Source organism: Arhodomonas sp. KWT (assembly GCF_010993615.1).
In genome coordinates this window covers 1-572 of the sequence record NZ_WNXE01001044.1, presented here as the reverse complement: position 1 = coordinate 572, position 572 = coordinate 1, and the positions used below count along the sequence as shown (strand labels likewise).

The following is a 572-nucleotide window of genomic DNA, read 5'->3' as shown; positions in this document are numbered from 1 at the left end:
CGCTGGCGGACTGTCCGCCCCATCCGCAGTGGCTGGCGCCGTCGGAGTGGCTGGGCGGGGAGAGCGCGCGTCAGCGCCCGCTGCACCTGCTTTCCCACCAGCCGGCGAACCGGCTGCACGGGCAGTACACCCACGCCGCGCCGAGCCGGCGGGCGCGGATCGACGGCCGTGAGGCGGTGCTCATCAACCCGGAGGACGCCGCCGCCCGGGGGATCAGTGACGGCGACACGGTGCGCGTGATCAGCGACCGCGGCGCCTGCCTCGCCGGTGCGCGGCTGTGGGACGGCGTGATGGCCGGGGTCGCGGTCCTGCCCACGGGCTCCGACTATACCCCGGACCCGGCGGGCGGGCCGGAGCGCTCGGGCAACCCCAACGTGCTCACCCGGGACGTCCCGACCTCCGGGCTGGGGCAGGCGCCGAGCGCCCAGACCTGCCTGGTGGACATCGTCCCGGAGGCGGGGGTCAGTGCGTCCGCGCCAGCGTGAACAGCGCCGTGGCCACCTGGTGAGGGGGGTAGCGGCGCAGGCGCTCGACGAGCGCCTCCCAGCGCTGCCCGTCCGCCGCCAGGGGGG

1 protein-coding gene is annotated in these 572 nt (G+C 76.9%); it reads left to right on the top strand.

What is annotated here, in order from left to right; genetic code table 11:
* On the top strand, positions 1-485 hold a 485-nt coding region (locus G7A99_RS24055; RefSeq protein ID WP_305792371.1), incomplete at its 5' end, for a molybdopterin dinucleotide binding domain-containing protein.
* Between the last annotated feature and the right edge of the window lie 87 nt (positions 486-572).